Origin of the sequence: Rhodococcus sp. ARC_M6 (assembly GCF_022810305.1) — a bacterium.
Lineage (GTDB): Bacteria > Actinomycetota > Actinomycetes > Mycobacteriales > Mycobacteriaceae > Rhodococcus_F.
Map to the genome: position 1 here is coordinate 94,537 of NZ_JALGQH010000008.1, position 25,992 is coordinate 120,528.

Genomic DNA, 25,992 nt, shown 5'->3' on the forward strand with positions numbered 1-25,992 from the left:
AGAGTTACTTTCTCCAATCGGGCAGATCTGGTGTGTCGATCCAGGGACTGCCCTCATGCTGGAGTGCCGCAATATCGGCTTCCATCATGATTCGGGCAAGCTCCGGTGTGTGGACGGTGGCCTTCCAGCCCAACTGACGTTCGGCTTTGCCGGCGTCGCCGACGAGCGCGTCGACTTCGGTCGGGCGTAGGTACCGCGGGTCGAACTTGACGTACTTCTGCCAGTCCAATCCGACGTGGCCGAACGCCGCTTCGACGAAGTCCTTGACCGTGAAGTTTCCGCCGGTCGCCAGGACGTAATCATCAGGTTCGTCGGTCTGAAGCATCCGCCACATGCCTTCGACGTATTCGGGTGCATAGCCCCAGTCTCGAATGGCATCGAGGTTTCCCATGTAGAGGGTGTCCTGCATCCCGGCTTGAATTCGTGCTACAGCTCGAGTGATCTTTCGGGTGACGAAAGTTTCTCCGCGCCGGGGTGATTCATGATTGAAGAGAATTCCGTTCACGGCATGAATGCCGTATGCCTCACGGTAATTTCGGGTGATCCAGTACGAGTACACCTTTGCAGCGCCGTACGGTGAGCGGGGGTAGAAGACAGTGTCCTCGTTCTGCGGCGGGGGCGACGCGCCGAACATTTCGGAGCTCGAGGCCTGGTAGTACCGGCACTGCAACCCGGTCATCCGTACTGCTTCCAGCAATCGGATCGATCCGATACCTGTTGTGTCACCGGTATGTTCGGGTTCGTCGAAACTCACACGGACGTGAGACTGCGCCGCGAGGTTGTACACCTCGTCGGGTGCGATGGTCGACAGCAGCGTGACGAGTCGAGCGCCGTCGGAAAGATCACCGTAGTGCAGGAACAGTCGAGTGTCGTCATTATGCGGATCTTGATAGAGGTGCTCGATACGCGCAGTGTTGAATGTGGATGCACGTCGGATCAGTCCGTGTACTTCATAGCCTTTCGACAGCAACAGTTCTGCGAGATATGAACCGTCCTGTCCGGTAATTCCCGTAATGAGTGCACGTTTGGTCATCGGACGTCAACTGCCTTGTCTGTTGTGGTTGGGACAGCAACTCGCACTGGAGACTTGCCGCGTACTGCGGCCAGTGCGTGAACCCAGTGTTCGAATTTGTCGATCGAGGAGGTCTTTCCGACGGTTGCCGAGCAGTACTCGATTCCTGCCGCGCCGAGGTTTCGGGATTTCTCCGGGTCACCCGCGAGTTGCAGTGCCGCGGAGAGCAGTCCGGCTGGTTCACCGGCAGGTGTGACCACTCCGGCACCCGACGCGCGAATCTCATCGGCGGTTGTCGACGTGACGTCGGTGGCGGCCACGATCGGCGTTCCACTGCTGAAGTAGGAAGTGAGCTTGCTCGGGACGGCCATTCCCACAATTCCCGGAGCTTCGTTGACGAGCAGGACATCTGCTGCGGCCATAGCTGTCCGGAACGCCTCGTCGTCCAGTGGGAGTACAAAATCGATGCGATCTACACCTGCGGCTGCAGATTCGAGAGCAAGCCTTTGATTGCCATCGCCAACTAGGACAAAACGAATTGGAAGCCGTTGTTCGTCAGCGAGTTTCGCGGCGTTCACGACGTTGTCGAGACCTTGTTTGACGCCCATGTTGCCGGTATGGAGTACGACGACCTCGTCAGCTGACCATCCGAATTGTGCTCGCGCGGCGGCGAGATCGGCAATATCGATCGGCGCTACGTGCGTCCAGTTCCGGATTACCGTGACTCGTTCCCGAGGGATCGCGAGCTCGCTCACGACGTGATCGGCAAAGCGATCGTGAATCACGGCAATGCCGTCGAATGCTTTCAACACGGTAGCTTCGAGACGTGAAGTTGCTTGGGCGCCACGGCCACTCAACGCACCGGTTTCGGCAACACCCTGCCCGTACAGGTCTTGAACCCACACGCCGATCGCCGGGCGGTTCCGCGTCGACCGACTACGCCCCAGAGCCATTGCGGTAGAAAGCAATGCGGGGCTCGCACAGATGATCACGTCTGGTTTGTGCCACCGGGACATGACCGCGCGTGCGCCGAAGCTCAGTTCCATCTTGATCCGGCCGAGCGCACTGGGCGGGCTGGGGACGAAGTGGCGTCGGCGGTGAACGTAAACGCCGTTTACTACCTCGTCGATGGATCTGCCGAGAAAACTGGAATCGTTTTCCCAGGCAGGGTAGTGAGGATAGCCGGTGACTATGTGGACTCGATGGCCTCGTTCGGCGAGTGCCTCGGCCAGATCCGTCGTGTACGGCGCGATACCCGTTGTCTCGGGAGCGTAATTGATGCCCACGATGGTGATGTTGAGTGTGTCGGAGTGGGGCGCGTGCGGATCGACCATGGCGTCGGACTCCGCTGTCTCGGTCCCTACTACGTCCGATTCGCTCCGGGCGCTGTTGTGTAGCCGATCAGTCGGTGTGCCGATGACGAACCTCCAAGTCCGGTAAACCCACGTTTTAAACAATCTTCAGGTTTGTTTAGGCCATTTAAGCCGCATGTTGGTTGTTTTTCAACCGATGGCCAGGCGCTGGTGGCATACAAACCGTCGGATTTCGTGAGCACTTCGGTGTGCGTTGGCGATATACGTCGTGGTTAACCCACGATTTGCCAATCTGTGGACGGTCGATGCGGATTCACCAGAATGGCCGACTGTGTTCAATTCCACGCTCGATTGCGCCGCTCTTCAATATGTCAGGTTGTAGACACGGCATGCTCCGCCTTTGGATCGCGATAGCCATGTACAAGACGATAATTCGTCACACTTGTCCGTAGGGTCCCGATCTGAAGATGCGCGAACACCGGCGCCCGCCTTGGCTTCGATACCCTCGGATGGGGTTCACTGGTTCGACGCGCGAACCGTGGTCGGTTACCCTTTAGTAAACAAACTTTCAGTCTGTTCTGATTGTCCCAATTGTGAACCGTGGAGTGAAGTCAGGCCTACACACGTTTGACGACTCGGCCTGGACGTTCTCGAAATCGATGTATCCGCGGAGGGGTGGTGAAGTCCGAATGAGTAATGTGCGCCTACGGGTCGTTTACAGCGCCGGTGACCAAGTTCTGTCGAGCGTCAGCAACGCTGTCATCTTGTTCGCGATGGCCGGGCCATCCTCGGTCACTGCTTTCGGTCTTGCAGTCTTGGTCTTCTCGATCATCACAGCAGCCCTGGGATTTGTTCGCGGCGCCGCCGGCACTCCGCTGCTACTCATGAGCGCCAATTCTCATCAATCGATTCGCGAAGAATCCAAGTTCGCCGCTGGCGCCGCAGCAATATTGGGCGTCGGCGTGGGCGCCATCGCACTGGCCGTGTCACTTGCATTGGATGAACCGGCAGTGGGAATTGCGTATGCAGTAGCAGCTCCGATCGTCCTGTGTCAGGACGCGTTGCGATTCTCGGCAATGTCGCGTGGCGAACCGAAACACGCTTTCTGCAGCGACGGACTGTGGGCCGTGATCGCCTTCGGTGTCCTAGTTCTGTCGTGGGTTAGACCTGACGCGCTCACCATCCCACAGATGATCTGGATCTGGAGCGGGGCAGGCTTCCTGGCGCTCATCTATCTCGCAATTGCGTTGAAGACCAGACCTCAATTTCGCGGCGTCGTCGCTTGGGCTCGTTTGTATTGGCGCCATCGGGTCCGATTCGGAGTCGAGGCGGGGATCGATCAATTGGGCGCAATTATTGTTGTGTCGGTATCGACCGTCTACATCGGAACAGAGGCGGCAGCGTCGCTTCGCGGCGCCGTGACGGTTCTTGGTCCCTTTGCTGTTCTCATCAGTTCACTGCCACTGATCGTCATTCCGGAGTCGATACGAGCGGGGCACAGTGCAAAACAGGTGTGGCGCACCCTGGCGCTGGCAGCGTGGATCACCTCTGCTTCAGCCATGACCATCGGATTTCTGGCGCCGTTCGCACCTGATGTTCTCGGGCGTATGTTGCTTGGCGACTCGTGGGAGGTAGCGCTGCATGTTCTGCCCTTCCTTGGCCTCGAATATGCGGCGATATGCTGGATCTCAGCCGTCTACAACTATTATCGCGCGCAGGGTGCCAGCTCGAAGTTGTTGAAATACCGCATAATCCAGACCTGCACGTCAGTCGTCATCTGTACGGTGGCGGCTGCGGTGTCGAAGACGGCCGTGGGAGTCGCCATTGGTCTGGCGCTCTCGGCAACACTGATCGGACTTGGGCTTGTGCTCCAGGTTCTGAGGGAACACCGAATCACCACTGGTCAAGTGGCTGGCACACCGGCGGGCACCGCCGTCGGTCGACTGATCGGTAGCCCGTCATGACGTTGTCTAAGCAGAGCGAGGGGACCATCAGTCCCGCAGTTTCTGATCGCTCGGCACCGCCACTTGATCCGGCACCGCCACTTCATTTCACGGGATCTCGGAGGCAGGTTCACTCGAAACTTGGTGCGCCATTGTTAGCGACGTGGACCGCAGTGCTCATGGTTGTCGTCGTTCCGGGAATTATCGTTGCTTTCACGCCGGCGCCGCCGACACACGTGTGGCTGGGTCCTTTGGCCATCACCACTGCCGGCGGATTGCGTTATGCCTGGATTGTCGGCGAGGGGTATCGACGACTGGTCGAGATGTCGTTTTGGGTGTTCACCTATGTGTTTATGGGGCTGGCGCCGCTGACCCAGCTTCGTATGCGCGTTGATCCGGCAACGTCTCCGCGTATCGATCCGGCGCTGGTCTGGACCGCGATCGTGATCGTGCTCATCGGACTCCTGGCATTCTTCGGCGGTTTGGTGGCGGCCAGAAAGCTATGGTCCAGACTGGCCACGTCGCGTTTTACCAGGGTGACCAACCCGCGTATCAATCTCGTTCGTACGCTTGTTCTTTCGCTATTTGCACTGATTGTCAACGCCTACTACATTTCGAAGATCGGCGTCGGAACGCTGCTGGAAAGCCGGAGCGCGGTCAGTGAACGTGGTCAGGATGTGCTGGGTGAGTCGACCGTCGCGAGCATTATCGTGGCAGTTGCGATGATGACGCTTCTGGTGTCCTTTATTGCCATCGTGAAGTATTGGGATGCCGCGCAACGCCCGGACAAGGCGCTCATCATCGTCATCGTTGTTCTCGGGGCGACACTACTGATCACGCTGAACCCGATTTCGAGTCCTCGCTACCTGTTCGGAACGGCTGCTTTGGCAGTGGCGGCGCTCTTCGGACTTTTCTCCACTGCCAATCGGTTTCGATTTGTCGCCCTGAGTGCCGTTGCTGCGCTTGTACTGGTATTCCCGGCTCTGGATGCATTTCGATACAGTTCCTCCGCGCAACTCAAGACCAGCTCGCCTCTCGAGTCGCTCACGTCACCGGACTACGACGCATTTGCACAGATAAACAACACTGTGCTCTATATTCAAAATCACGGTTTCACTGATGGAAAGCAGGCGCTCGGCGTTCTTCTGTTCTGGGTGCCGCGTTCGATCTGGCCGGATAAGGCATTCGATACGGGCATCCTCCTGGCGGACAGTCGTGGATATGTCGTAAAAAATCTGTCGGCGCCATTCTGGGCGGAGTTGTTCATCAACGGGGGATGGGTACTGTTGGTTCTGGGGATGTTTGCGCTTGGACTTGTTGCCGGAGTGCAAGATCGAAAGATTGAGATAGTGCTGCGAGCGTCGCGATCGCCGTCGGTTTTTGCTTGTATTCTTCCGTTTTACCTGATCATTCTGATGCGTGGATCGCTGCTGCAGGCGATGCCGTACCTTCTCGTGATCGTCGGATGCGCTGTGTTCGTGACTGATTGGCGTCGTACGGCCAATGGAGGATCGATATGACTTTCGCCCGGAAGTTGGTCAACAATCTGTCCGCTTGGGCCATCGCGACACTGTTTTTACTTGTGGCGCTTGTGGTCTCGACTTCCACGCTGGTAGCAATAGACCGTGCGCACGAAACGCAAACGCTCAAAGCTTTGGTCGAGTCACAAGATGTGCCGATTTCACGTCTCGCGGTTCACTCCGCACGTCCTTCCGCGCTGTGGATAGGTGACTCCTTCACTCAAGGCCCCGCCGCGTATCCCAGAATCGTGTGTGCCGAATTGGGTTGGTATTGCAACATCGATGCACAAGGCAGCACGGGATACCTCAACGCAGGTGCTCCTGAAATGCAGGTCCCTACCAAGAGGTTCATCGACAGGTTGCCGGCGTCGATCCAGACGTACAAGGCGGACGTGATCATCGTCGACGGTGGACGTAACGACTTCCCCGTGGACCTGGACCTACTGATGGAGGCTATCCGCACCTACATCGCAGCCCTCCATGAAGCATGGCCGGACGCGAAACTCGTGATCATCGTGCCGTTCTTTATGCAGGCAGCCTCCCCCTCCGATGACTCGGACCTCATCAGTGGGATCAGTGCGATCGCAAAGTCATTCGGCGCCAAGGTGCTCAACCCTTATGCCGAGAAGTGGTTTGTCGGGGCAGACATCGACGCGATGCAGATCGAGGATCATGTTCATCCGAATGCGCTGGGAAATTCTTACATCGCGGCCAAGCTGGAGGAATCATTGGAGCTCGCGCAGATCATCACACCTGGAAGTTCAAACGGGGGTCTCGGGTAATGGAATTCGCTGCCTACCTGCGGGTGCTGCGCCGGCGTTGGCTCTACGTGGTCATTCAGGTCATGATCGGGCTTATCGGTGGTCTGGTCATTTCGGCGTTGAGTACGCCGCGATACGAATCCGTCTCGCGTATCTTTTTAGCGACACCGGGGTGGGGCACACCGGTCGTCATGAGCAACTCCGAGTCGAGTCCGTATCGAGGTAACGAGTTTTCACAACTCCGAGCGGCTAGCTATCTCAGGCTGTCTGAAGGCGAAGACTTCCGATTGCGAGTCGAGGAACGTCTCGGCACAGCGCCGGCAGATGTTCCGGATACCGACTCGCTCGACTTTCGAGTCGTACCCGACACCGTAATGATTGAACTGACAGCGATGGCGGCCTCCCCGGAGAGAGCGCAGGATCTGGCGAACGCATTAACCGTCGAAATGACAGAGTCGATCGAGAAGTTGGAAACACCAAGTGGGACATTGATTCCCGTTATTCAACCGATAGTCGTGGACAGTGCAAGGCTGTCCGGCGGCCCGTCAGAGCCGCGGACGGGACTCCTTGTCGGTGGCGGGGGAGTTCTGGGCCTGCTGGCGGGAGTTTCCATCGCCGTCGTCGCCGCGAGAACATCAAGGCGTGTGCACACCGCACTCGAGTTGGCCACGATTTCCTCGTTGCCGGTTCTTGCGACGTTCGGCGACGAAGCGCGGATGGTTGGCGAGGCCGCGGCATCAAGGCTGCGGTTCAATCTCGAATATCTCGGGACGCAGTTCTCCACCGGGATACTTGCTGTATCCAGCCCGCTTCCTGACGCCTCTACTTCAGCAGTCGCTCGCGGACTGGTTCGTGCAACGGCCGAAACTGGGCTGCGAACAATCCACGTGCACTGCGGTATTCGGGGTAACTCCGGCCAGGGGAGTCGCGGGTTGGCCGACGTGCTGCGCGGAAGCGCATCTGTCGACGATGTAGTTACCGAGCCGACACCGGGGCACGGTTACGTGATCGAAACCGGAGATGTTCCCGGCGTAGTCTCCGGCCTGCTGGAATCGCGGAACATGCAGGCAATACTCGACGACCTGCGGCACAGATTTGATCTGGTGGTCCTCGATATTCCAGGGTTCCTCGCCAGCAACGATGCTGCTGTCCTGGGAAAGCGCAGCGATGCGGTTCTGGTCGTCGCATCCGAGGGCATTTCGCGAATTGACGACCTCATGCAAACATTCGACGGGTTCCACACCGTCGGAGCACGGGTGGTTGGCTCGGTACTCATTCGTTCGAGGTCGCAGTCCGAGCATCAGTTCGATTACATCGCTGCACCAGATCCATTTCGACAATCGGAGTCGACCGATGCGTTCGTTAGTAGCGCTCGGACTACTTCACGCACCACACGGGGAGTCAACACATGACAAATTCTTATCTCAAACTCAAACGCTGGATGCTTCGCGGTTGGGTAGTCGCCGTGTGTGCACTGTTCGGGTTGCTGATTGCGGGCGTCATGTCCGCTATAACGCCTCAAACATATTCGGCAACAACAACTTTGTTTATCGGATCGCCGGCCAGTGCAGACTCTGCGGGTGCGTTGCAAGGCGATTCCTTCTCGCAGCAGAGGGCATCGACATACGCATACCTATTCAAGAGCGAAGCGATCGCGGTTAAAGTCAAAGATGACCTGGGACTGGCGGTGAGCCCTCACGAGCTCGTTTCGGCCGTCACTGCTACTCCGATCGATAAGACTGTTCTGCTTGACGTCACCGTGGCTGCTGAGTCCGCCCAAGGCGCCGCAGACATTGCCAACGCTTATGCGTCGAACTTCGCGAAATATGTTGGGCAGCTGGAGAAGCCAAACGGGGGCGGCGCTGCCAGCATGCTGGTGTCGGTAGTGGGTAACGCAGATCCAACCGAGGCAGTGACCAGTGTCAAACCTGTCAGCAATGTAATCATCGGATTGTTTGCCGGCGTCGCCGTCGGCGGACTTCTGTGGTGGCTGATGCGTCGATTCGACAAGTCCATCCGAACTGCAGACGTGTTGGCGGAAGCGGCGCAGGCGCCGGTGGTCGGCGTACTTCCGGCCGTTGCTGCACGGCGTATCGAAGCGCTGGATTTCGGTGTCGAATCCGATTCGGCGTATGCGGAAGCATCACGAAAACTTCGGACCAATATCGAGTTCATGGACGTGGACAACCCGCCGCGAACGCTTGTAGTCGCAAGTCCGTCGCCCGAGGAAGGCGCCGGAGAAGTGGCGGCGTCGTTGGCCTTGGCACTTGGCGAGGCGGGGCGTGGAGTGATACTCGTTGATGCGGATCTGCGCGCTGCGGCCTTGGCGGGGTACCTCCGGGTCAACAACGGATTGGGACTATCGGACATTCTTGGTGGGGCTTTCGAGGTTTCGCAGGTCGAAGTCGAATTGCAGGATCGCCGAATTACATTCATCGCCGCGGGATCTCGTCGGGAAGGTGCTGTCGACGATCTCGCGTCCTCGGCGATGACCGATCTGCTGGCAGACCTGTCGAGGCGATATGAATACGTGGTACTAGTTGCACCTTCGGTCTTGAACTTCGCGGACGCAGCGTCGTTGGCGGCGAGGGTCGACGGCGCTTTGATCGTGAGCCGACGAGAAATCGGCACTACGACTACCGTCGCACGTGCTGCTGGCGTCTTGCGAAGCGCAGGTTCTCGGATTGTGGGATCAGTTCTGGTCGGTGCACGACTGCCGCGTACCGCAGCGATCGGTCACGGGAGTGATGCCGCAACGATCGTCGAAGCTACCGTTGCACAGGATCATTCGACGGAGCTGTCAAAAAAGAGTCCGTCGCAGAATGTCGACGACGAGTCGGGCATGGCCCCCGCTGCCGCTCAGAGCGCGCATTGGCCGCCAGCGGACGAGCGCGCCGAACAGCCTATCGTGGCGCCAGTTGTGGATGAGCGTGCGGATATTTCTCCAACCCACAATGATTCGTCGAAGTCGGGACGTTCGATGGCTGCGGCCGAAGACCTCGACGATTGGGCGCCGGCTGAACCCGTGAAACGCTACACACGTTCGGATATCGATCCGCCAACGGTGGCGATCAGACGTGATCAGCTCGCCGACGCGCGACGCAAATCCGAATCGGATTCGAAGGGGCCGGCTCAGTCGGTCCAGTCAGCGGTGACCCGGGCAAAGAAAGCGTCGCGGTCTGACGCAACAACTGATTCAGCGATGGCTTCCGACGAGTGAGTCGTGTGTCTTTGAAAAGGCCGCGCACATCGGGCACGCGGTGGCGGCAGTCGGTGCGCCTGTGGCTCGCCCTCGTCGGCATCGGAGCCTTGTTGTGCGGCTATGTGTCGGTGACGCTCGAATTGTCGCCCCGGGCAGGCGGCGAAGGTACCTCCGTCGGCGGGGATTCGCTTGCGATGCCTTTCGACCCTCCCAATGGTGCCGGAGAAAGCAGCAAACTGGTGTTTGCGCACTACTTTCCGCCGTACCCGATCTCAATCGACAATGCGGATTCTGCACAGGACTATTATGCGACACAGTACTTGTCGGTGAACGGCGAGGACAACGCACACGCCGCTTACGCCGGACTACTACGAGACCGACCTACACCGCGGTCGCCCCTTGCCGACAGTCAATGGCGTCAACGAGACCTCGAGGCGGAGGTCCGGCAGGCAAAGGCCGCCGGGATTGACGGATTCTCGGTGGACATCATGACACGTTCTACCGATGAGACTTGGTGGGGCGCAGGAGTTCCTGCCGCGCTCATGCGGGCGGCAGCTACTGTGGACCCTTCTTTCAAGATCATGTTGATGCCCGATATGAATGGGGCGGTCAAAGACATGACACCAGAAGAATTGGCAACCGACATGGCGCAGTATGCGTCAAATCCTTCGGTGTTCACGTTGCCTGATGGCAGGCTGGTCGTTTCACCTTTCCTTGGCCGAGAACAAACCCGTCTCGTGGTGGTCGCAATTTAACTCGGCAATGAAGGGTCAGCACGGCGTCGACGTTGCCCTGGTTCCGGTTTTCCTGGATGCCGCGGCATATCAGGACGAATTTGCGCCGATCAGCTACGGAATGTCGAACTGGGGCAATCGAAGTCCAGCGACGAACTTGGTTGATTCTGTTGGTCCCGGCTCATCGATGGGCGCGGCTGCCGAAGCGCACGACTTGGGCAAGATCTGGATGCAGCCGGTGTCGTTTCAGGACGTCCGTCCGAGCCAGTCGATTTTCGACGAGGCGGAGAACAGCCGGAATCTGCGCGACACCTGGAAGATCGCGCTCGAATCCGACAGTGATTGGGTTCAACTGACAACCTGGAACGACTACAGCGAAGGTACTTCTTTTGCATCGAGTGCCGGGCATGGGCGAGCACTCCTCGATCTGAATGCGTACTGGCTGTACTGGTTCCGAACCGGCACACCACCGAAAATTGTGCGTGATACCGCGTACCTCGTTTATCGTTCGCATCCGATATCGGCCGTTCCGGTGAATCCGTCGTCGGCGCCGATGACACTGCGCGACGGGTCCTCTCCCGCTCGCGACATCATTGAAGTGGTCACTGTTCTCACTGAAGCTGCGACCGTCGCGGTGACGGTGGGGACGACGACCGCTGAGTGTCGGGTTCCGGCAGGCATCGGATCATGTGTAGTCCCCTTGGAGGTTGGGACAATAGTGGTGACGGTGATTCGAGGGCGGGACGAGGTTGCGCGCGTAGCTTCGCACCGCGCTGTTACTGCCGCTCCGTTCAATCAGAACTTGGAGTATCTGGTCGATTCGAGTCGGCGCTGAGTGACCGCTCATCGACCCTCAGCAGTCGGACGGCGCAGGTTCTCCCGCGAATCGTTGCATCACCCAGGTCGCAGTTTCGCCGCCGGCATCGAGGTTGTAGTGAGTTTGACCGAGGCGGACGATGTGTTGGATCGTGTCACCGTATTCGCAGGCAGTCGCGATTGCGTCTCGGACCCAGACCGGACGGATCAAAGTATCTTCGCTGCCGTTGATCACGAGCATGGGCCCTGATGCTGTGCGCCGGGGGAGCGCAATATCCGAGAGCCACGATTTGAACATGTCAGCGGCTTCTGCGGACACCGGTGTGGTGTCGCCAGGATTGATGGATCCGATTGACTGCGCACGCTTCTGGACCAAAGGGCCTGTACATGAGACCCACATCGGGCGGTCGGAAGCCAACACGCCGTGTAGGTAGTCGTCCGGGTTCACTTCGGGATGGGCGGATTGAAATCCTTCGATCAGGAATGGCATCAGAAGCTGTTGATCGCGAGTGAGCCAGTTGGTCACGGAGAGTTCGGCTATCTGTGTGAGATCCAGGACGGGTGAGAGGGCAACGGCTCCCACGAAGTCCAGTCCGGTGCCGTAGTAGTCGGCTAGCTCTGCGGCTGACCACACGGCTTGGCCACCTTCGGTGACGCCGAGAGCCGCCCACTTGGTCGAGGACTCCGGGACGACGGCGCGTGCAGCGCGGACCGCGTCGATGATGTTGTAGCCGGCGCTGTCGGGTTCAAGGTAGCGGCGCTGTCCGTCGGCGACTCCGAGACCCTGATAGTCGGTCATGACAGCCACAACGCCGAGCTTCATGAACGAGGCGATGGCGTCTCGGTAGCCCAAGAGGTCGGGGTGCCGCGAGGGACCGCATTCCGGCGAAGATCCTGGTGTGCCGTGTCCGAAAGACACCACATTCCAGCCACCTTCCGGGGCCGGCCCCGCTGGTCGGAAGACGCTGCCCGATAAGCGAACCGGACTACCGTCCACACCCGACGTTGACTGGTACGTAATGCGTGTGGCTGTTGCGCCGGTAGCCGTGAGTGTCGGGTCGATGTCGGTGAAGGGCGTCGAATCCACCAGCGTTCCGCGGCCACCGCGAGCGGCGTCCGACACCGGTGGAAGTGCGCGAACTTCGGTGGGTGATTTCGGGGTCGGGGTGTGCGAGGTCGGGATCGGTTGACTACAGGCCGCGACAACAGCGGCCAGGGACACTGCAATGCCGATGTACCGCAAAGTTTTTTGCATCAAATAATGCCGATCAGGATCGAATGCCGTAGTAGCGCGGGAGTTATCAGGAGCTTGACCGAAGATGGAAAGTGTCGACTGCAACCCGGACGATCTCAGTGCGGGCCGCAGTCCGGATCTCACGCTCGTACAGTGTGTGGTCGCCGAATGCGTAGGAGTGGATGTTGGAATCAATTCCAGCCGAACGCATTCGAGTCATGCCGGTCTCTCCGCGATTGGCGTTGAATGCAGCGAGATCCTCAGGTGACAGCACGACTGTCGCGTGGATGTTCTTCTTGTCGAGTTGTCGAAGTAGTGATTCTGGCGCATTGGCATATCCGGCATTACTCAATGTCAGCCATACCCGATAGGGGAGCGCAGATTGGAGGCGGCGGCCGAAGTTGCGAATTGCGCGCAGCACAAAAAATGCCTTGTCCATCCATTTTGATTCGAGAGCGTCGATCTGTGCTTTCCGAATTGGCAATCGGAGATTCTGCAACGACCAATTGACGTTGTTGATCAATACGACTGCTGCTCCGCCACGTTGGTCGGCTGTGTATGCGCTCAGCCAGGCGCCGGAGCACAGTCCGACATGAAGCCGGTTGTGTGATGGAATATCCAGTGCATCAACCAGATCGAGTGCATCGACACGAGCGGATGCCTCGACGGCGGGCGTGCTCTCGTTGTCGGCAACCATCCCGCTGTCGCCGGTGCCGCGCCTGTCGAAGCGCACGCTTCGTACTCCCGAGGCTGCAAGTTCCCGGGCTTGTTCAACCCACAATCGAGCCGGTCCGATTCGATGCTCGCTGGCGGTGCTGTGCCATACGACTGTGTCAGATGTGGTCTCGGTTGCGGGGGTAGTGACGATGGTCAGGAGGTTGCCTGCTCCTCTGCGTTCCAGCGTTTCGTATACGGGCTCGCCGTCGGGTGACCACCCCACCGTCGCCTTGGCGCGGATCCGAGGGGTGACTGGCATTGAACTTGTCGGGAACTTCTCCGAAATCCAGTTCGTGATCTGCTGGATGTCTTTGGTGGGCACCGACATCACGAAGCTGCTTGGCGAAACAAAGGCTTCTTGGTGGGCGACGGTCTGCGTATCGGCGCCCAGTGCGTTCGTGAGTTTTCGCAGGCGCTCGGAACTTACCTGTTCGCTCCGCTGAACTATCAGCGCTGCATGAGGGGTACCGATCGCAGTGGGGTCGATCTTGAGTTTCGCGAGCGCCTCCACTGCTTCCGGTGCGTAGGTACCACCGATGAACGAGACGATGCCGTCATCGGAAGGGTCTTCTCCCATAGACATTCGGTAGAACGCGGTTTGTTCCCGGACGTACGCTCGACCTGTCGGTACGGGGTCCCACAGGACTAGCGTCCTCAGCGGGCCCAAGCGGGATGCAGCGTTGGCGGCGATCAAACTTCCGGCGCGGAGTCCGACGATTCCGACCTCGACGACGCCGGAATCGTGTAGGTAGCGAACGGCATGTTCAACGCTGTCGATCCAGTGCTGCACCGCATTCGGATCGTTCTGGCCTCCGGAGGAGTCGCCTTGTCCGAGGTATTCGAACCGAAGGACCATGAATCCGGCGTCGGCGAGTTGCTCAGCTAATTGCCGCATGCCGCGGTAGGTGGAGATGTGTTCTTTGGCCAGTGGTGGACAAATGACGATGCCGCCCCGCGCCCGAGCGCCGGCGGCAACGTGCACGCTTCCGAACAGAGGGGACTGGTCCGGACCGAACCACGTCTCGAACGTCGGCGTCGACGACAGTGGGTCCTTCGATCCAGGTGATGCAGTTGACGTCGCGGTCGTGAGTCCAGTGGCCCGAGATTGGTGAGTTGCCAATGCGTTCTTGTTCACTGTGAACCTCTTGTTCAGACTGGTATTCGACGTGTCTGGCGGACCGTTGTGCGTAGTGCCCGTTGGTCGCGGGGTTAAAGGCAAACAGTCTTCCGGTACTCTTTGCTGGGAATTAACATACCGCAAGATGGTAAAGAGTTGCATATCCCGCAGTTTGGTCCGAAATGAGAGTGTGTGATGAGTACTGCCTTTGGGTTTTCCGTCGGTGAGGGTTCGGTCCGAATTATCCGAATTGTTGACGAATTGCCCGAAAGCGGAAGGCTCACCGAGCAACTCGGCTCAGGCGAGCCGCGATTCTCGTCCCGTTCGCTTCCAGCGGATGGCTCATCGCCGCAGCGAGTGGCGGCCGTCGCTGCCGTTGACCTGAGTCGACCCGGTGGGCCGCCGATGGTGATTGCGAGTCCCAGCCGTTTCGCGGCCACTGTCGCGGCGGAACTGAGGTCGGCGGGGCTCTCTGACTTCCGCCTGGTTTCCGAAGCGGAAGCTGTACTCGAGTTCGTCAGCGCATCGGGAGCGGTGAGGGGGTTTCGCAACCTCCTGGTCTACGACCTCGGGAAAACGGGTTTGACGGTATCTGTCGTCGATATCGCAACTGGGCGCATGCTGAGTTCCATCCGCACGACGGAACTCAGTGGCGACCTGCTCGACCAGTTGGTTGCTGATCAGCTGCGCAACAGTGCAATCGACGCTGGTCCCGAGGGTAGCGGTGTGATCGTGGACTTGCCCGAATATGGCCGAACTGTCAAGGAAGCTTTGTCGAGGACGCTCGAATATCGTGAATCGGAGTCGAGTCCGGTCGTGTTGACCCGTTTCGATTTCGAGGAAGTCGTTCGTGACCCTGTTATCGCCTCGATGTCCACGATCAACGAGGTCGCATTGCAAGCGGAACGACGACCGGACGTCGTTGTGATGGTCGGCGGCGGTGCGAGAATCCCTCTGATCGAGGTCGTGCTCAGGAGACTACGTATCCCGGTTATCCGTCCCGCCGAGCCTGAACTCGTAGTCGGTAAGGGTGCGGCGCTCTGGGCGCGTATCCGTGAAGTGCCAACTCGCGCAATCCCGATCGTGACGGCGCAGGTTGCTGATCCGGTGCACGCCTGGACGCGGTCGGACGATGACGATGACTTCGGCGCGGACATTCCGGCAGATATTTTTGCAGAACCCGGCGAAGTCGCGGATCCAGACGAACTTACGTCGGAATCTGTGGGAGTGCAGTCCAGTGGTCGTCAATCGAAAATTCCGATTGTATTGGGAATTGCGATGAGTGCCGTAGCGGTACTCAGCATGCTCGCTTGGCTTGTGTTCCGTCCGTTCTCGGACGATGTAGTGGCAGACGTTTCCCAGGTTGGGGCGTCGAGCGTCGTAAGTTCAGTAGCGCCGACTACTACGGCGCAAGCTGTCGATCCGACGACTGCGGCGGAGCCGCGCTCGCGCTCCTATCGTGAGCTGTCCTGGAAGTACTGACTCGAAAGATTCGGGCTGATGGACTCGCGTCCCGGGCGTCCATCTGATTAGCCAAACAGTTGCGAGCCCCAGTTTTTGCCCTCGCTGAGTCCGCCGGGGCAGGCAAAGACAGCGGAACCGACGTGCTGGATGTATTCGTTCAAAGCGTCGTGCCGCGAAAGGTTTTGCTGCATCGGAACAAACTGTTCGACGGGATTGCGACAGTAAGCCACAAAGAACAATCCGGCATCGAGGTGGCCGAATCCGTCGGAACCATCCGTGAAGTTGTATCCGCGCCTCAGGATTTGGATTCCACCCAGCTCCTGGGCGGAGGCAAGGCGGACGTGCGAATCATCGGGAATGACAAAGTCGTGTCCGACCTTGGAATCGAGATCGAGTTCGTCGAACTCGTCTTTGCCGCCGAGGGGCGCTCCGCTGCGCTTGTTGCGCCCGATGACGGCTTCCTGCTCTTTGAGGACGGCGCGGTCCCACTGCTCGATCAGCATTCGAATGCGACGGGCGACGAGGAATGATCCGCCGGCCATCCATTCTTGATCGTCGGCGGCGTCAACCCAGACGTGCTCATTCAGTACTTCGGGGTCTTCGGCCTTGATGTTGGCAGTTCCGTCCTTGAACCCGAAGAGGTTTCGCGGAGTTGCCTGAGCTGTCGATGTTGACGACGTACGTCCGAAGCCGAGTTGCGACCACTTCACCGAGGCCGTACCGAAAGCGACGCGGGCCAGGTTGCGGATCGCGTGGACGGCTACCTGCGGATCGTTGGCACACGCCTGAATTGCGATGTCGCCGCCGCTGCGATTCGGGTCGAGGTTGTCGGCGCGAAAATGCGGAAGATCCAGCAGTGCAGCGGGCTTCTTGTCGGCCAGCCCGAAGCGGTCGTCGAAGAGTGACGGGCCGAACCCGATGGTCAGGGTTAGTTGCGAAGGCGCGAGGTCGAGGGCCTCGCCGGTGTCGCTCGGCGGCGCATACGGACCGTCGCCCGTTGCGCCGTCCTCGGTTGCTTCTTCACCCTTGGTCATCCGTTCTGCCATCGCAGTCCAGGTCTGCAGCAGCGCGATCAGTTCGTCGCGTGACTTTGTGGTCACGTCGAATGCCACGAAGTGCATGCGATCCTGCGCCGGCGTCGAGATGCCGGCCTGATGGTCGCCGCGAAACGCGACTACATCATCGTGATCGGCAGAGTTGTCGTTGTCAGCGGTGACTCGGCCGACGACGGCGCCCGCGCCGGCCAGTACGGCACCGGCACCTACCGCACCGAACAATCGGCGCCGCGAAAGGCCTTGTGGTGCTGAGTTTTCCGGAACGGATGAGCCTTCGGATGAATCGACCATATTACTGTCCCGCTACTACTTCCTGAACCTGGCTGACCTCGGCGGAGAGCGCATCGATCTTACGTGAGAGTTCCTGGCGCTGAGCCTCGGTGACGGTGTCGTAGAACACGAATCCGTCGCCGACGCGGAACTGCGCCAGCGTCGCGTCGAGATCGGCAAAACGATCCGAAATGCGCTGGGCGAGTTCCGGGTTACGTTCCTGCAGGATGGGGTTCAATGCGGCGATCGCGGCCTGGGAACCGTCGACATTGGCTTGGAAATCCCAGAGATCGGTGTGCGAGAAGATATCTTCCTCGCCACTGATCTTGGATGTCGAGATCTCGTCGAGGAGTCCCTGGGCGTCGCCCGCGATCTTGGTGGGATCGATCGAGTAGTCCTCGGCATTGACCTGGTCTGCCAAATATTGGATGTCCACGATCAATTGATCTGCGACAGCATTGGTGTCTGGCTGAATTCCCGTGACCCACAAGTCCTTTTCGAGGCGGTGGAAACCGGTCCAAACCTGACCCGGCTCGAGATCGGCCTCACGCAGGTCGAGCTTGGGATCGAGCTCGCCGAAGCTCTCGGCCTCGGGTTCGATGCGCTCGTAATAGGTGCGAGCAATCGGGAACAAGGCCTTGGCCTGCTCGATGTTGCCGGCCTGGATCGCGGCGACGAACTGGGCGGTGGTGTCCTGCAGTGCCACGATCTGGCTGCGAATGTATCGGCGGTAACCGTCGGCAGCCTCTTTGAGCTGACCACTTTCGTCGGTGGCTGCCTGTGAATCGCCGGTGACGACGAAGTCCTGACGGATACCGGTTCCGACCATGCCGGGCTTGCAGGCAAGCTGGTACGTCGCAGCTTCGGGGAGTGTGACGATCAGCTGACGCTGCAGGCCGGGGCCGATGTTCTCGACCTCACCCATCGCTCGGTCGCCCTCGGCGAAGACGTAGAACTCGGTGACCTTCGAGCCGTTGTTCGTTACCTGGAAGGTGGTCTTGCCCGTCGTGCCGGTGGTGGCACTGATGTCGCACGAGTCGTCGGTGGCAGTGACGATGACGTCGCCGTCGCTCGCCGTCGACTTCTCGGTGCACGCCACAAGTGAAAAGGGAAGTGCCGCAGCCGCCATGAGCGCGAGGGTGGATTTACGCATCGGAGAAATGCCTCTCAGGATTCATGAGTTTCGGAAGCAGAGATAGCCGCAGCGGCGGGTGCCGGTGACGATTGCGGACGTAGGAAGAGCGCGAGTACAACGACGAGATAGATCACCCAAGCCGACGCCTGGAGAACCGTCGGGTCGGGACGGAAGTTGAAGATGCCGGCCAGAACCGTGCCGTACCAGGTGGACGGGTCGTAGCCGGTGAGGTTGAAAGCGAAGTTGCCAGCGCCCGGCAAGACGTTTCCGGTCTGCAGGGCGCGAATACCGTACGAGAGGATTCCGGCAGCTACGACGATGAGGAAGATTGCGGTGTAGCGGAAGAACGTCGTGAGATTGAGTCGGAGGGCCCCGAAGTACATGGCAACGGTCAGGACGGCGGCCACAAGAATTCCGAGCAGCAGTCCGATGAGCGGCCAGGAACTGCCGGCGGTGTTCTCGGCGTAACCCACCATCAGGAGAGCCGTCTCGACGCCTTCGCGGCCGACGGCGAAGAACGCGAGAGTCAGGATCGCGATAGGCCCGGCGACGAGTGCCTTCTCCATGCCGGCTTTGAGGTCGCCGGAAATGTTCTTGGCGGCGGTTCGCATCCACAGGACCATCGCGGTCACGATCACCACGGCAACCAACGATGCGATGCCGGCGATGATTTCCGCAGTCAGACCGTCGACCGTGGAGGTTCCGTAGTGGATCGCAAAGAAGATGATCGCCACCATCACTACAGCCGCGAGAACGCCGAGCCACACCCATTTCAACGCGTCCTTGCGCTGTGCCTTGACCAGATAGGCGGCCAGGATCATGACAACGATGCCGGCTTCGAGGCCTTCGCGGAGCCCGATCAGGCCACTGCCGAATAGCTGGGTGGCAACCGAGGGGGTGCTGGCGGCAGCGAGTACCGACACTGACACGGGGACTCCTGACTGGACAACTGAGATCACGATTTAGGCTAGGGCAGCCTTAACTCAGACGAAGATACTCCACATTTCTTGCGGGCTCTGCGCCCCCACCAGGACTTTTGCATTTCTTTACCATCAAGTTCGGACCAACTTTCGGGTCACATGGATGATGGGGAGGTGCATCCAAACCCCGCCAAGTCTTCGAGACCGCGGCGCCTCGTACGCGCTGCTGCTGCGCTAGCTGCAGGAACAATCCTTGTGGGGGTGGGCGCCGCAGCCTGTGGATCTGATGAGCCGAAGATCGTGATTCCGGAAGGAATCCCACCGGGATTGGGGGCGCCGACGCCGCCGATCGACATCAACGCCCCCGGTCGCAGCGCTGATCAGCTCGCCGAGTGGGCAGCAGGTTTGAGTGGTGACGTCGGAATCGGCACAACAGCACTCGAGGCCTATGGCTACGCGGCAACTGTCATGGCGGAAACGCTGCCGGGTTGCGGGATCGGGTGGACCACCCTCGCCGGGATCGGAAGCGTCGAAAGTCGCCACGGAACGTATGACGGTTCGAAAGTCTCCGTGGCGGGACAGGTTGCGCCGGCCATACGCGGAATTCCGCTTGACGGCGGACCCGGCGTAGCCGAAATCGCAGACACCGACGGCGGCACGATGGACGGCGATCCGGTACACGACCGGGCCATGGGGCCCATGCAATTCATCCCCGAAACTTGGCTGAAATGGGGCGTCGACGCCAATGGTGACGGGAGAATCGACCCGGACAACATCGACGACGCGGCCCTCACTGCAGCGCGATACCTGTGTGCCCGCGGGGGAGACCTGACGACCGCCGCCGGGTGGCAACAAGCGCTGATGGCCTACAACCTGTCCGGTGACTATCTGGCGCTGGTCCGTGACCGAGCGTCGGCGTACTCGGTGGGAACACGACCCGACTGAATCGAATGACCGCAGGTCGGGCCGATGTGTAAGCGTCGATAAAGAAGCCGTCGGCCGCTGCGGTTAGGCTGTGTGCTGGCACTACGGAGGCCACGCACAGCGTGCCCCAATGCGAAGCCCATCGAAGGAGAACCACACAGTGGCCAGTATTGAGCAGGTCGGAGCTCGCGAGATCCTCGATTCCCGTGGCAACCCCACGGTCGAAGTTGAGGTTCTGCTCGACGACGGAAGTTTCGCGCGGGCGGCAGTGCCCTCCGGCGCGTCCACCGGTGTGCACGAAGCCGTCGAGTTGCGCGACGGTGGCGCTCGCTACGGCGGAAAGGGCGTCGAGAAGGCAGTCGAGGCAGTCCTCGGCGAGATCGCGCCCGCGATCATCGGAATCGACGCCACCGAACAGCGCACTGTCGACCAGGCGCTGCTCGACGCAGACGGCACCCCGGACAAGTCTCGTCTGGGCGCCAACGCTCTCCTCGGTGCTTCGCTGGCAGTTGCCCGCGCCGCAGCCGAGTCCTCGGGCCTGGAGCTGTTCCGCTACGTCGGTGGCCCCAACGCCCACGTTCTGCCCGTCCCGATGATGAACATCCTCAACGGTGGCGCACACGCCGACACCGGCGTGGATGTCCAGGAGTTCATGGTTGCTCCCATCGGCGCACCGAGCTTCAAGGAATCCCTTCGCTGGGGCACCGAGGTCTACCACTCCCTCAAGTCGGTTCTGAAGGAGAAGGGTCTCTCCACCGGCCTCGGTGACGAAGGTGGATTTGCACCCGACGTCGCCGGCACCAAGGAAGCTCTCGACCTCATCACGATCGCCGTCGAGCGGACCGGCCTCAAGCTGGGCGTCGACGTCGCACTCGCACTCGATGTTGCTGCCACCGAGTTCTACACGGACGGCACCGGCTACAAGTTCGAGGGCAAGAACCGCACGGCCGCCGAGATGTCCGCGTTCTACGCCGAGCTCATCGACGCGTACCCGCTCGTCTCCATCGAAGATCCGCTGGACGAAGACGACTGGGACGGCTGGGTTTCCCTCACCGACCAGATCGGCAACAAGGTTCAGCTTGTCGGCGACGACCTGTTCGTCACCAACCCCGAGCGCCTCGAAGAGGGCATCGTCAAGGGCGCGGCCAACGCACTGCTGGTCAAGGTCAACCAGATCGGTACCCTCACCGAGACCCTCGACGCCGTCGATCTTGCACACCGCAACGGCTACAAGACGATGATGAGCCACCGGTCCGGCGAGACCGAGGACACCACCATCGCCGATCTCGCAGTTGCCGTCGGCAGCGGCCAGATCAAAACCGGTGCGCCCGCTCGCAGCGAGCGCGTCGCCAAGTACAACCAGTTGCTGCGCATCGAAGAGAACCTCGGTGATGCCGCTCGTTACGCCGGCGAGGTCGCATTCCCGCGCTTCGCATTCGAGGCCTGACAACAATTTAAGTATCGGTAGTGTCTGCACAGCGCGGTAAACCACGATCCCCCGGCGGAAGTCCGGGGGGTCGTGGTTCTGGGCGTGGCGACGGCGCTCGCCGGGGCAGAACCACCAGCGCACGACGCGTGCGTGGTGCCGACACCGACGCTACCGGCAGCACGGCAACGGCGTCCTCGGGCCGGTTCTGGTCGAGGCTGCCCCATTCCGACAACACCGTTTTCGGGCTCTCGACTTCGCGTGCAGTCGTACTCGCGATGGTCGTACTGATGTTGGCGTTGACGTTGGCAGTGCCGTTGCGCACGTACATCTCTCAACGTTCCGATGCCTCACAGATCGCGGCCGAGCGCCGCGTCCTCCAAGAAGAGGTCGACGCACTGCGGGCGCAGAATGCACGCTTCGATGACCCTGCGTACATCGAAGCTCTTGCGCGGGAACGTCTTCGGTACGTCAAGCCCGGTGAAACACCGTTTCAAGTTCAACTTCCCGGCGACTACAAGGAACCCGAGAAGAAGAAAGTCAAAGAGACCCCGCTGACAGGTCCGTGGTATCGCGATCTGTGGCAAACGATTTCGGAACCGCCAGTGGTGCCCGAGACAAAGCCAAAACCGGCACCTGCGTCGGCTACCCCGACGCAGCAGCCAGAAGAACAAGGAGTACCCACCGGGTGAGCAATCAGTCCGAAAATTCCCCCAACGTCGCGCAGGCGGATCTTGATGCCGTCGCAGCTCAGTTGGGCCGCGAACCGCGCGGAGTGCTCGAGATTGCTTACCGCAGTCCCGACGGCACACCCGGTGTAGTCAAGACAGCCCCCAAACTTCCTGACGGAACACCCTTTCCGACGCTCTACTACCTCACGGATCCTCGTCTGACCGCTGAGGCCAGCCGCCAGGAATCTGCCGGTGTGATGCGTGAAATGTCCGAGCGTCTGACGCAGGACCCCGAGCTGGCCGCTGCCTACCGCCGGGCGTACGAGTCGTACCTCGCCGAGCGTGACGCCATCGAATCCCTCGGCACCGACTTTGCCGGCGGCGGAATGCCGGACCGCGTCAAGTGCCTCCACGTCCTCATGGCGCATTCGCTCGCAAAGGGTCCGGGCGTAAACCCGCTCGGCGACGAGTCGGTTGCTCTGGCAGGACACGGCAAGCTCCGCGGCACCGCCATCCCCGCCGACTGGCCGGGCATCGACGCCGCGGTTGATCCGGAGAAGTGAGTCCCCGAGAAGTGACTCGACGCGTCGCTGCCATCGACTGCGGTACCAACTCCATTCGTCTGCTCATCGCGGACGTCGGCACTGGTGGTCGATTGGTTGACGTCCGGCGCGAGATGCGGGTTGTTCGACTCGGTCAAGGCGTAGACGCAACAGGGTCTTTGGCGCCCGAAGCCATCGAACGCACTCGCGTAGCGCTGGTCGAATACGCGGGCATGATCGCCGACGCGGGAGCAAGTGCCGTCCGGATGGTCGCTACCTCCGCCACGCGAGATGCATCCAATCGCGACGACTTCTTCTCGATGACTCGTGACGTACTGGGCAGCGTTATTCCGGGCTCCGGTGCCGAGGTCATCACGGGCGACGAAGAAGCACGTTTGTCGTTCAGTGGCGCTGTGGGAGAACTGGATCCGTCCGAGGGACCGTTTGTGGTCGTCGATCTCGGCGGCGGATCCACCGAGTTGGTTCTCGGTGACTCTGCGGGCGTCGTAGCCGCGTACTCCACCGACATCGGCTGTGTGCGGATTACGGAACGGTGCCTGCATTCCGATCCGCCGAGTGCGGAACAAGTCGCTGAGGCAACAGCATTCGCGTCGGCGAAGCTGGCCGAAGCATTTGCTGCGGTGCCCATCGAAAAGGCTCGCACCTTGGTGGGCGTCGCCGGAACCATGACCACGCTCTCGGCAATTGCGCAGGACCTGCCGGATTACGACGCCGACAAAGTGCACCTGTCGCGTATCGCGTTCGAGAAATTGACGGACGTGTGTGACCGGCTCACCGCGATGCCTCGTGCCGAGCGTGCAAAGTTCGGACCTATGCACCCCGGTCGCGTCGATGTTATCGGCGGCGGAGCCATCGTCACCACGGTTCTGGCGCGAGCCTTCGAGGAGAAGGCCGGGATCACGGAACTTGTGGTCAGCGAGCACGACATTCTCGACGGTATCGCAATGTCGATCCCTCTCGAATGACGCTCAATGATGTTGATGGGCATCATGATCGGTGGGTCTGATCGCGATGTATTCCAGCGCACGATAGTGTGATGCCTGTTGTTGTCGGTACGCCGTCAACAACAGGGAAGCCCCCATAGCCCAATTGGCAGAGGCAACGGACTTAAAATCCGTAAAGTGTCGGTTCAAGTCCGACTGGGGGCACCATATCGGCGCAGGTCAGTGAACTATTTCGGGTTGTTCGAGCATGGTAGTCCTTTGTGACGACCGCGCCGGGCGCAATGATGCATCCCGGGCCGACGGTCACGCCAGGGCTCACCAGCACGCCCGCTCCAAGCCAACATCCGTCACCGATAGTTACAGGCGAAAACGTGGTCGGATCGGAGGCGCGCTTAGTGCTGGGCCCAATCTCATGTGTTCCGGTCATTGCTATTACGCGTGGGCCGAATGACACATCGTTCCCGATGGAAATTTTGCCTGTCGGATGCAGTGAACATTCCGTGTTCAAAAACGTTCTGTCGCCGATTGTCAGCCCGCCGATGTTTCCGCCGATTGTGAGGCCAGCATGATTCGCGCGGAGCCGATCCGTGCACCGCAAAGTTTGAGGATAGATAACCGAATGCGTGGGTGTATGAGGGCGGATGCTGCGGGACCGTTGGCTAGCCATGCACGAATGCTCATTCGCGCATCTTCCCCTGTCTATTGGCGCGTCCGACATGGACGAAGGTCTGTAGCCGCGATGACGAATCGCCCAGAATTGCTCACTATGCCCACTTCTTCTGTGCGGCTACAGGACGCAACCGCATGCAGCAATTCTCCACTGTCGACCCGGCTGAAGTCTGCGCGGTTTTATCAAACATCTTGCCGCACTTCGTTTTAGTAAGTCAGGATGTTTTGCTGTTACTTCGGCGAGCGGAATCCGTGGATGAATCCCCCTGCAATCCAACAGGTTGCGGCCGTCGCAAGTGTCACACCGATGGAAGCGATGACGTGGGAACTCGAAACCCACACCATGAAACCGAGGACTACTGCGACGATGATGATCAGCGCCGTATCCGTTCGCTTCGCCCACATCTGGATCACCAGTTCTGCTATGTGAAGGTGTTGAGAAGAACTGCTCCTCTGCCGCGATACCCGGGCAGGAGGAGATTGAAACAGCAAGCGAATACAGTGAAATCGCTGTATCGACCGGGTAGTGATGCCCCGCCCCAGAGGGGTCGGGGCATCACCGCCGACCGCACCAAGCACATGCCGCAGCCGACCCACTATCCGTGTCCAGTTGACCCCCTCCTGTCTGACCGGACCGAACTCGAGCCTAGCCACCTCCGGAGCTCCAATGGGAGAAAACCGTACGTTCTCATACTTTTGGATGAGGGGGAGGGCGTGATGTATCCCCCGATAGTCGTAGAGCGTTCGACTATTTACGCCCCGCAGACCATTTCATGCCCCAACTGTAGGCACGGTCGAGGTCGGACTGGCTGCCGTCGATGTACTGCACCTCGCGTGTCACGCTCACTCCTTGCCCGGAACTTTGGATGAGCGCGATTGCGCACAGGCGGGCTTGGTTGCTGGCTGAATCGAGTCGCACTTCCACTTCGGGCCCGCTGGTCGGGTACAGAGTGACGACGCCGTCGACTGCAGCCCAGTTGGGTGCGCCGTCGTAGATCATCGCGAAGATGAGGATCCGTCGGAAAACGCTGGGGTCGGCGAGGTTGACGTGCATGTTTTCGCCGCCGGTGTTCGAGCCACTGCGGTCGTCACCGTCCAGCAGGATGAATGGTGAGCTGTTCAACGCACCGAAACTGTTGCCCAGTGCCTGGACGACCCCTTTGGATCCGTCGGCGAGTTCATAGAGGCAACCGAGGTCGAGGTCGACGGCACCGGATCCTGCGCCTGCGAGTTTGGCCAGGAAACCTTGCTTTTTGGGCGCTGCTCCTTGTGACCAGTTCAAGTTCACGCGCAGGTTTCCTTGGCGTTCCCCGGCCTTGGCGAGGTTGACGGTGGGCGCAGCCTTGGTGAGGGTGATTTTGCTCAGATTGACCGAAGCCGGGGAGGGCGTGGACTCCCCGGGTCGTCGGGTGTAGTCGATAGCCATCGTTGTTGTCCTTGTCTGAACCTGAAACAGTTCGATCGTGGAACGGGGCGTGCGGTCTGGCTGGAACTTCCGTCGAAGTGATGGGCGATCAGAACCCATTGTTACTGATGTCCGGTTTTGGTGACAGGTGAGACGCCGGTACCGATGGGTGCATAA

General features: G+C 60.0%; 23 protein-coding genes and 1 tRNA gene. 15 read left to right on the forward strand and 9 right to left on the reverse strand.

Annotated features, from left to right (window positions below; genetic code table 11):
- Nucleotides 1-4: 4 nt before the first annotated feature.
- Together gmd and MTX36_RS11735 are read right to left on the reverse strand one after the other, a co-directional pair.
- Entirely contained in the window at nucleotides 5-1,033 is a 1,029-nt protein-coding gene (gmd, locus tag MTX36_RS11730) for a GDP-mannose 4,6-dehydratase (protein ID WP_243619919.1), read from the reverse strand.
- A complete protein-coding gene (locus tag MTX36_RS11735; RefSeq protein ID WP_243619920.1) occupies nucleotides 1,030-2,346 on the reverse strand; it encodes a glycosyltransferase family 4 protein in 1,317 nt (438 codons plus the stop codon). The genes gmd and MTX36_RS11735 overlap by 4 nt, the downstream gene beginning before the upstream one ends.
- Nucleotides 2,347-3,014: 668 nt before the next feature.
- On the opposite strand from MTX36_RS11735, the gene MTX36_RS11740 reads away from it, so the two are divergent.
- The 7 genes from MTX36_RS11740 (at nucleotide 3,015) to MTX36_RS29845 (ending at nucleotide 11,320) form a co-directional block, all read left to right on the forward strand.
- Nucleotides 3,015-4,289, forward strand: a complete 1,275-nt coding sequence (locus tag MTX36_RS11740) for a hypothetical protein (protein ID WP_243619921.1) — start codon at nucleotides 3,015-3,017, stop codon at nucleotides 4,287-4,289.
- A 131-nt stretch (nucleotides 4,290-4,420) separates the two neighbouring features.
- Complete coding sequence (locus MTX36_RS11745; RefSeq protein ID WP_243619922.1) at nucleotides 4,421-5,788, forward strand: oligosaccharide repeat unit polymerase; 1,368 nt, start codon at nucleotides 4,421-4,423, stop codon at nucleotides 5,786-5,788.
- Nucleotides 5,785-6,570, forward strand: coding sequence for an SGNH/GDSL hydrolase family protein (locus MTX36_RS11750; protein WP_243619923.1), 786 nt, complete (start codon nucleotides 5,785-5,787; stop codon nucleotides 6,568-6,570). Before MTX36_RS11745 ends, MTX36_RS11750 begins: the two co-directional genes overlap by 4 nt.
- Nucleotides 6,570-7,961: a hypothetical protein gene (locus MTX36_RS11755; protein WP_243619924.1), complete on the forward strand. Its 1,392-nt coding sequence runs from the start codon at nucleotides 6,570-6,572 to the stop codon at nucleotides 7,959-7,961. Before MTX36_RS11750 ends, MTX36_RS11755 begins: the two co-directional genes overlap by 1 nt.
- On the forward strand, nucleotides 7,958-9,769 hold the full coding sequence (locus tag MTX36_RS11760) for a polysaccharide biosynthesis tyrosine autokinase (RefSeq protein ID WP_243619925.1): 1,812 nt from the start codon (nucleotides 7,958-7,960) through the stop codon (nucleotides 9,767-9,769). Before MTX36_RS11755 ends, MTX36_RS11760 begins: the two co-directional genes overlap by 4 nt.
- 53 nt (nucleotides 9,770-9,822) lie before the next feature.
- Nucleotides 9,823-10,506, forward strand: coding sequence for an endo-1,3-alpha-glucanase family glycosylhydrolase (locus MTX36_RS29840; protein WP_308198219.1), 684 nt, complete (start codon nucleotides 9,823-9,825; stop codon nucleotides 10,504-10,506).
- A 7-nt stretch (nucleotides 10,507-10,513) separates the two neighbouring features.
- A complete protein-coding gene (locus MTX36_RS29845) occupies nucleotides 10,514-11,320 on the forward strand; it encodes an endo-1,3-alpha-glucanase family glycosylhydrolase (protein ID WP_279394506.1) in 807 nt (268 codons plus the stop codon).
- An 18-nt stretch (nucleotides 11,321-11,338) separates the two neighbouring features.
- On the opposite strand, the gene MTX36_RS11770 is transcribed toward MTX36_RS29845, so the two are convergent.
- Nucleotides 11,339-12,556 carry a lipase family protein gene (locus MTX36_RS11770; protein ID WP_243619926.1) on the reverse strand — a complete coding sequence of 406 codons (1,218 nt, stop codon included), beginning with the start codon at nucleotides 12,554-12,556 and terminating at the stop codon, nucleotides 11,339-11,341.
- Nucleotides 12,557-12,602: 46 nt separating this feature from the next.
- On the reverse strand, nucleotides 12,603-14,387 hold the full coding sequence (locus tag MTX36_RS11775) for an alpha/beta hydrolase family protein (RefSeq protein ID WP_243619927.1): 1,785 nt from the start codon (nucleotides 14,385-14,387) through the stop codon (nucleotides 12,603-12,605).
- Nucleotides 14,388-14,564: 177 nt separating this feature from the next.
- Here MTX36_RS11775 and MTX36_RS11780 point away from each other — a divergent pair, with 177 nt between their 5' ends.
- The gene (locus MTX36_RS11780) at nucleotides 14,565-15,851 is read left to right on the forward strand and encodes an Hsp70 family protein (protein WP_243619928.1); all 1,287 of its coding nucleotides are present in this window, start codon (nucleotides 14,565-14,567) and stop codon (nucleotides 15,849-15,851) included.
- A 47-nt stretch (nucleotides 15,852-15,898) separates the two neighbouring features.
- Here MTX36_RS11780 and efeB read toward each other — a convergent pair whose 3' ends face one another.
- The 3 genes from efeB to efeU are packed head-to-tail and all read right to left on the reverse strand — an operon-like array spanning nucleotide 15,899 to nucleotide 19,216.
- Nucleotides 15,899-17,179 (reverse strand): iron uptake transporter deferrochelatase/peroxidase subunit, encoded by a 1,281-nt coding sequence (gene efeB, locus MTX36_RS11785; RefSeq protein WP_243619929.1) that lies wholly within the window; start codon nucleotides 17,177-17,179, stop codon nucleotides 15,899-15,901.
- Between the two features lies 1 nt (nucleotide 17,180).
- The gene (efeO, locus tag MTX36_RS11790) at nucleotides 17,181-18,311 is read right to left on the reverse strand and encodes an iron uptake system protein EfeO (RefSeq protein WP_243619930.1); all 1,131 of its coding nucleotides are present in this window, start codon (nucleotides 18,309-18,311) and stop codon (nucleotides 17,181-17,183) included.
- Between the two features lie 14 nt (nucleotides 18,312-18,325).
- Nucleotides 18,326-19,216, reverse strand: a complete 891-nt coding sequence (gene efeU / locus MTX36_RS11795) for an iron uptake transporter permease EfeU (RefSeq protein WP_243620002.1) — start codon at nucleotides 19,214-19,216, stop codon at nucleotides 18,326-18,328.
- A gap of 156 nt (nucleotides 19,217-19,372) precedes the next feature.
- On the opposite strand from efeU, the gene MTX36_RS11800 reads away from it, so the two are divergent.
- The 6 genes from MTX36_RS11800 (at nucleotide 19,373) to MTX36_RS11825 (ending at nucleotide 23,948) form a co-directional block, all read left to right on the forward strand.
- A complete protein-coding gene (locus MTX36_RS11800) occupies nucleotides 19,373-20,158 on the forward strand; it encodes a lytic murein transglycosylase (RefSeq protein WP_279394507.1) in 786 nt (261 codons plus the stop codon).
- A gap of 139 nt (nucleotides 20,159-20,297) precedes the next feature.
- The gene (gene eno, locus MTX36_RS11805; protein WP_243619932.1) at nucleotides 20,298-21,584 is read left to right on the forward strand and encodes a phosphopyruvate hydratase; all 1,287 of its coding nucleotides are present in this window, start codon (nucleotides 20,298-20,300) and stop codon (nucleotides 21,582-21,584) included.
- A 20-nt stretch (nucleotides 21,585-21,604) separates the two neighbouring features.
- Nucleotides 21,605-22,255 carry a septum formation initiator family protein gene (locus tag MTX36_RS30255; RefSeq protein WP_243619933.1) on the forward strand — a complete coding sequence of 217 codons (651 nt, stop codon included), beginning with the start codon at nucleotides 21,605-21,607 and terminating at the stop codon, nucleotides 22,253-22,255.
- Entirely contained in the window at nucleotides 22,252-22,797 is a 546-nt protein-coding gene (locus tag MTX36_RS11815; RefSeq protein ID WP_094274353.1) for a DUF501 domain-containing protein, read from the forward strand. Before MTX36_RS30255 ends, MTX36_RS11815 begins: the two co-directional genes overlap by 4 nt.
- Before the next feature lie 11 nt (nucleotides 22,798-22,808).
- Complete coding sequence (locus MTX36_RS11820) at nucleotides 22,809-23,762, forward strand: Ppx/GppA phosphatase family protein (RefSeq protein ID WP_243620003.1); 954 nt, start codon at nucleotides 22,809-22,811, stop codon at nucleotides 23,760-23,762.
- 109 nt (nucleotides 23,763-23,871) lie between these two features.
- Nucleotides 23,872-23,948: transfer RNA gene (locus tag MTX36_RS11825), tRNA-Leu, on the forward strand.
- On the opposite strand, the gene MTX36_RS30540 is transcribed toward MTX36_RS11825, so the two are convergent.
- A complete protein-coding gene (locus MTX36_RS30540; RefSeq protein WP_374230473.1) occupies nucleotides 23,905-24,459 on the reverse strand; it encodes an acyltransferase in 555 nt (184 codons plus the stop codon). The genes MTX36_RS11825 and MTX36_RS30540 overlap by 44 nt on opposite strands.
- 207 nt (nucleotides 24,460-24,666) lie before the next feature.
- Here MTX36_RS30540 and MTX36_RS11830 point away from each other — a divergent pair, with 207 nt between their 5' ends.
- Nucleotides 24,667-24,840: a hypothetical protein gene (locus tag MTX36_RS11830; RefSeq protein ID WP_243619934.1), complete on the forward strand. Its 174-nt coding sequence runs from the start codon at nucleotides 24,667-24,669 to the stop codon at nucleotides 24,838-24,840.
- Between the two features lie 318 nt (nucleotides 24,841-25,158).
- Here MTX36_RS11830 and MTX36_RS11835 read toward each other — a convergent pair whose 3' ends face one another.
- Nucleotides 25,159-25,836 carry a tellurium resistance protein gene (locus MTX36_RS11835; protein ID WP_243619935.1) on the reverse strand — a complete coding sequence of 226 codons (678 nt, stop codon included), beginning with the start codon at nucleotides 25,834-25,836 and terminating at the stop codon, nucleotides 25,159-25,161.
- Nucleotides 25,837-25,992 lie beyond the last annotated feature (156 nt).

Excerpts from the sequence above, each read along its gene's own strand:
- MTX36_RS11760 (WP_243619925.1), top strand. The coding sequence starts at position 7,958 with ATGACAAATTCTTATCTCAAACTCAAACGCTGGATGCTTCGCGGTTGG.
- gmd (WP_243619919.1), bottom strand. The coding sequence starts at position 1,033 with ATGACCAAACGTGCACTCATTACGGGAATTACCGGACAGGACGGTTCA.
- MTX36_RS11780 (WP_243619928.1), top strand. The coding sequence starts at position 14,565 with ATGAGTACTGCCTTTGGGTTTTCCGTCGGTGAGGGTTCGGTCCGAATT.
- MTX36_RS11740 (WP_243619921.1), top strand. The coding sequence starts at position 3,015 with ATGAGTAATGTGCGCCTACGGGTCGTTTACAGCGCCGGTGACCAAGTT.
- MTX36_RS11755 (WP_243619924.1), top strand. The coding sequence starts at position 6,570 with ATGGAATTCGCTGCCTACCTGCGGGTGCTGCGCCGGCGTTGGCTCTAC.
- MTX36_RS11835 (WP_243619935.1), bottom strand. The coding sequence starts at position 25,836 with ATGGCTATCGACTACACCCGACGACCCGGGGAGTCCACGCCCTCCCCG.
- MTX36_RS11770 (WP_243619926.1), bottom strand. The coding sequence starts at position 12,556 with ATGCAAAAAACTTTGCGGTACATCGGCATTGCAGTGTCCCTGGCCGCT.
- efeO (WP_243619930.1), bottom strand. The coding sequence starts at position 18,311 with ATGCGTAAATCCACCCTCGCGCTCATGGCGGCTGCGGCACTTCCCTTT.
- MTX36_RS11830 (WP_243619934.1), top strand. The coding sequence starts at position 24,667 with ATGAATCCCCCTGCAATCCAACAGGTTGCGGCCGTCGCAAGTGTCACA.
- efeB (WP_243619929.1), bottom strand. The coding sequence starts at position 17,179 with ATGGTCGATTCATCCGAAGGCTCATCCGTTCCGGAAAACTCAGCACCA.
- MTX36_RS11735 (WP_243619920.1), bottom strand. The coding sequence starts at position 2,346 with ATGGTCGATCCGCACGCGCCCCACTCCGACACACTCAACATCACCATC.
- MTX36_RS11750 (WP_243619923.1), top strand. The coding sequence starts at position 5,785 with ATGACTTTCGCCCGGAAGTTGGTCAACAATCTGTCCGCTTGGGCCATC.
- MTX36_RS30540 (WP_374230473.1), bottom strand. The coding sequence starts at position 24,459 with ATGTCGGACGCGCCAATAGACAGGGGAAGATGCGCGAATGAGCATTCG.
- MTX36_RS11800 (WP_279394507.1), top strand. The coding sequence starts at position 19,373 with ATGGATGATGGGGAGGTGCATCCAAACCCCGCCAAGTCTTCGAGACCG.
- MTX36_RS29845 (WP_279394506.1), top strand. The coding sequence starts at position 10,514 with ATGAAGGGTCAGCACGGCGTCGACGTTGCCCTGGTTCCGGTTTTCCTG.